The organism is Stenotrophomonas capsici, from assembly GCF_034961085.1.
Classification (GTDB): domain Bacteria; phylum Pseudomonadota; class Gammaproteobacteria; order Xanthomonadales; family Xanthomonadaceae; genus Stenotrophomonas; species Stenotrophomonas capsici.
The window spans coordinates 1-4,220 of sequence record NZ_JAYFUH010000103.1 but is presented as its reverse complement, the minus strand read 5'-3'; the positions used below and the strand labels follow the sequence as shown (position 1 = coordinate 4,220).

The window sequence follows — 4,220 nt, the reverse complement described above, 5'->3', positions numbered from 1 at the left end:
ACCGGCGCGGCTTCGGGCATCGGCGAAGCCGTGGTCCGCCAGCTGGCCGCGCGCGGGGCGCAGGTACTGGCCGCCGACATCGACGGTGACGCGGCCACCGCGGTGGCGATGTCGCTGGGTGATCGGGTGATGCCGTTGCGCGTGGACGTCAGCGACCCGGATGCCGTGCGCCACATGGTGCAGGCCTGCGTGGAGCGTTTCGGCGCACTGCACCTGGCGGTGAACAACGCCGGCATCGGCGGGGCCAGCCTGCAGACCGCCGATTACCCGCTGGAGGAATGGCACCGCGTGCTGGGCGTGAACCTGCACGGGGTGTTCTACGCGATGAAATACGAAGTGCCGGCGATCCTGGCCGCCGGTGGCGGCGCCATCGTCAACATGGCCTCGATCCTGGGCAGCAACGGCTGGGCCGGCTCGGCCGCCTATGTCGCCGCCAAGCACGCCCTGGTCGGCATGACCAAGAGCGCGGCGCTGGAATACTCGGCCCAGGGCCTGCGGGTCAACGCGGTCGGCCCCGGCTTCATCGACACGCCGTTGCTGCAGGGCATGGACGCGCAGGCCTACGCCGGGCTGGTGGCGCTGCACCCGGCCGGGCGGTTGGGCACGGCCGACGAAGTGGCCGAGCTGACCTGCTTCCTGCTCTCGGACAAGGCCTCCTTCATCACCGGCAGCTACCACCTGGTCGACGGCGGCTACTCCGCCCGCTGACCGCCGCGCCGCCGGGGCGCACCTGACATTGTGTGTTTGGCAGGGCCTGGCCCTGCCTTTTTTTGTGCCGGATTTCGCCAAAGTGCCATCCGTTGGCACATGAATGCGGCTTTGTGGCGCCTTCTTGTTGCCGCCGCCTAACGAATTGTTTACAAGTCGGTGGCACCCGCCCCTGCGGCGGGCCCACCAGAAGTAGTCCGGCATTCAGAGGAGCTTTCCGATGAAGTTGTCTTCGCTACGCACGCAACGCCTTGCCCACGCCGTACGGCTTTCCCTGTTGTTGCTCCCCGCCACGGCGGCCGCCCAGGACGCCACCGAGAACGCGCGCACCCTGGACACGATCCAGGTCACCGGTACCCGCATCAAGAAGGCCGAACTGGAAACCCAGGTGCCGGTGCAGGTGCTGTCCCGCGAGGCCATCGAACGCACCGGCTACACCTCGGTGGCCGATGTGGTCCAGCACCTCACCGCCAGCGGCGCCTCGCTGAGCACCAAGCTCAACTCCAGCGGCAACTTCGGCTTCCCGCCCGATGGCGGCGGCGTGGGTGCCGGCGCGGCCACGGTGGACCTGCGCCACCTCGGCCCCAAGCGCGTGCTGGTGCTGGTGGACGGCATCCGCTGGGTCAACGAATCGTCCGGCTCGGGGGTGGGCTCGTCGGTCGACCTGAACACCATTCCGCTGGCGCTGGTGGACCGCATCGAAGTGCTGGAGGACGGTGCCTCGTCGATCTACGGTTCCGACGCGATCGCCGGCGTGGTCAACATCATCACCAAGAAGGGCGCCGACGGTGGCCACGTCGAGGTGCAGTACGGCGACTACAACCTCAAGGGTGGCGGCACGACCGGGGTGGACTTCAGCTTCGGCAAGAGCGGCGAACGTGCGCAGTGGATCGTGGGCGGCTCGTGGTTCAAGCAGAAGGAGATCGGCTCCAACGAGTACAAGTGGGCGCGCGAGCCGGTGCCGGGCACCGGCCTGGCCAATGGCAGCTCGGCCACGCCGCAGGGACGGCTGGTGTTCGCCGACCCCAGCGGCAACGTGTTCAACATCACCTCCAACACCGGCGTCACCTCGCCGCAGTTCGATCCCAGCCAGACCGGCTGCGCGCGCACCGATGACTACCATTGCTTCGGCACCCCGGACCGCTTCAACTTCGCCCCGTACAACCTGTTGCTGACCCCGAATGAGCGCAAGTCGGTGTTCGGCCAGGTGCGCTTCGAATTCACCCCGGCCGTCAGCGGCTGGTTCCGTGGCCTGTACAGCGAGCGCGAGTCGGCCAACCAGGCCGCGCCGGAACCGTTCTTCCTGGGTACCGACGCCGGCGTCTACAACGACTGGGCCGAGAAGAACCTGGTGATCTCGGCCAACAACCCCTACAACCCGTTCGGCTTCGACCTGACCACGATGGGCAGCGACCCGAACCTGTTCCTGATCGGGCGACGCCCGGTGGAAGGCGGGCCGCGCCGCTACGAGCAGAAGGTGAAGACCTGGTACGCGGCGGCCGGGCTGGATGGCACCTTCGAGGTCAACCAGCGCACCTGGAACTGGGACATCAACGCGATGACCAGTGAAAGCAAGGCCACCCAGACCAACACCGGCAGCTACAACATCAAGCACATCAACCAGGCGCTGGGCGACCCGGCCGCCTGCGCGGCGATCGCCGGCTGCGTGCCGCTGAACATCTTCGGCGGGCCGGGCACCATCACCCCGGACATGCTGGCCTGGATCTCGCCGCTGGTGCGCGACCGCAGCAAGAACACGCTGAGCCTGGGTTCGGCCAACATCACCGGCGAGCTGTTCGACAACTGGGCCGGGCCGGTGTCCTTCGCCGCCGGTGCCGAGTGGCGCAGCTACAAGGGCGAATACCACCCTGACCCGATCACCGTGGCCGGCGAGTACAACGGCGTGCCGTCGGGCATCACCGTTGGCAGCTATACGGTGAAGGAAGCCTATGCGGAATTCGATGTTCCGCTGGCGCGTGGCGGTTTCTGGGGCAAGAGCCTGGACCTGAGCATCGCCGGCCGCTATTCGGACTACTCCACCTTCGGCGGCACCGGCACCGGCAAGATCGGCCTGCGTTGGCAGCCGGCCGACGAACTGCTGCTGCGCATGTCCTACGCGCAGGGCTTCCGCGCACCGTCGATCGGCGAGCTGTACGGCACGCTGAGCCGCTTCGACGCGACCCTGGTGGACCCGTGCAACAACGCCGCCTCCACCACGCCCAAGTGCGTGGCCGATGGCGTGCCGGCCGGCTACGAGCAGGCCAATCCGCAGATCTCGGTGGTCACTTCCGGCAACCGCGACCTGCAGCCGGAGGAAAGCCGCTCGTTCATGGCCGGTGCGGTGTGGAGCCCGGGCTGGGCCGAGAACAGCAGCTGGTCGAGCAAGCTGGACCTGGGCGTGACGTTCTACCGCCACACCATCGATGACGCGATCCAGGCACCGGATGCGCAGGCCATCCTCGACCGCTGCATCGATACCCGCGATGCCACCGCCTGCGCCAGCTACACGCGCAACGACCGCGGGCAGATCATCCGCTTCGAGGACATCCTGGCCAACCTGGGCACCATCAACACCAGTGGCTGGGACTTCACCGCGCATTGGCTGCTGCCGGAGACCGGCTGGGGCCAGCTCGGCTTCGACTGGAAGGCCACCTGGGTCACCCGTTACGAGCTAATCAACGAATCCGGCCAGGCCGAACCGAAGGCGCCGGGCGTGGAGATCAACGACAGCGCGATCCCGGAGTGGAGCTCGACGTTGACCACCAACTGGGACTTCCGCAACTGGAACGCGAGCTGGACGATGCGCTACATCGACCGCCTGCGCGAACGCTGCGCCGGGGCCAATGGTTTCGACATCTGTACCGACAGCGCCAACGACCAGCATTGGCTGGGCGCCACCACGTACCACGACGCGCAGGTGAGCTGGCGCACCGATGCGTGGATGAAGGGCGTCAAGGTCACCGTGGGCGTCAACAACGTGTTCGACAAGAACCCGCCGATCTGCCTGAGCTGCACGCTCAATGGCTACGACCCGGGCACCTATGACCTGCCGGGCCGCTACAGCTACGCCAAGCTCAGCCTGGATTTCTGAGCCGGGTGAGGGAAACGACAAAGGGAGCCGCAAGGCTCCCTTTGTCGTTGGTGACGGGCGTTCGGTTTCGGGATTGGCTGGAAGCCGACACTGCTTCCGTAGCCCACCTCTGCGCGACGGATGGGCCGTCGGCTTCGCGACCGGGCAATCAGCGCAGGATCGCGCCCGCCAGGGCCATCAGCAGCAGCGCGAGCACCGGCAGCATCGACAGGCCGAAGCCCAGGCCACGCCCCGCCGGCGCAGCGACGTAGGCGCGCCAGTAGATGAAGCGGCCAACCAGGTAGACCGCACCGATGCCCGCCACCCATTCGGCCGGCCAGAAGCGGGCGGCGACGAACAACGACGGCAGCAGCGCGACCATCAGCTCCAGGGTGTTCATCTGCACGCGGTAGACGCGTTCGAAACCTTCATGGCCGGTGAC

General features: G+C 67.3%; 3 protein-coding genes. 2 read left to right on the top strand and 1 reads right to left on the bottom strand.

Annotated features, from left to right (window positions below):
* Both VA603_RS09005 and VA603_RS09000 read left to right on the top strand, forming a co-directional pair.
* Positions 1-708, top strand: a 708-nt coding sequence (locus VA603_RS09005; RefSeq protein ID WP_323438586.1) for an SDR family NAD(P)-dependent oxidoreductase, incomplete at its 5' end; no start/stop codon positions are given.
* 220 nt (positions 709-928) lie between these two features.
* The gene (locus VA603_RS09000; RefSeq protein ID WP_323438585.1) at positions 929-3,799 is read left to right on the top strand and encodes a TonB-dependent receptor; all 2,871 of its coding nucleotides are present in this window, start codon (positions 929-931) and stop codon (positions 3,797-3,799) included.
* Between the two features lie 148 nt (positions 3,800-3,947).
* On the opposite strand, the gene VA603_RS08995 is transcribed toward VA603_RS09000, so the two are convergent.
* The coding region (locus VA603_RS08995) for an MAPEG family protein (RefSeq protein ID WP_323438584.1) at positions 3,948-4,220 on the bottom strand (273 nt) is incomplete at its 5' end.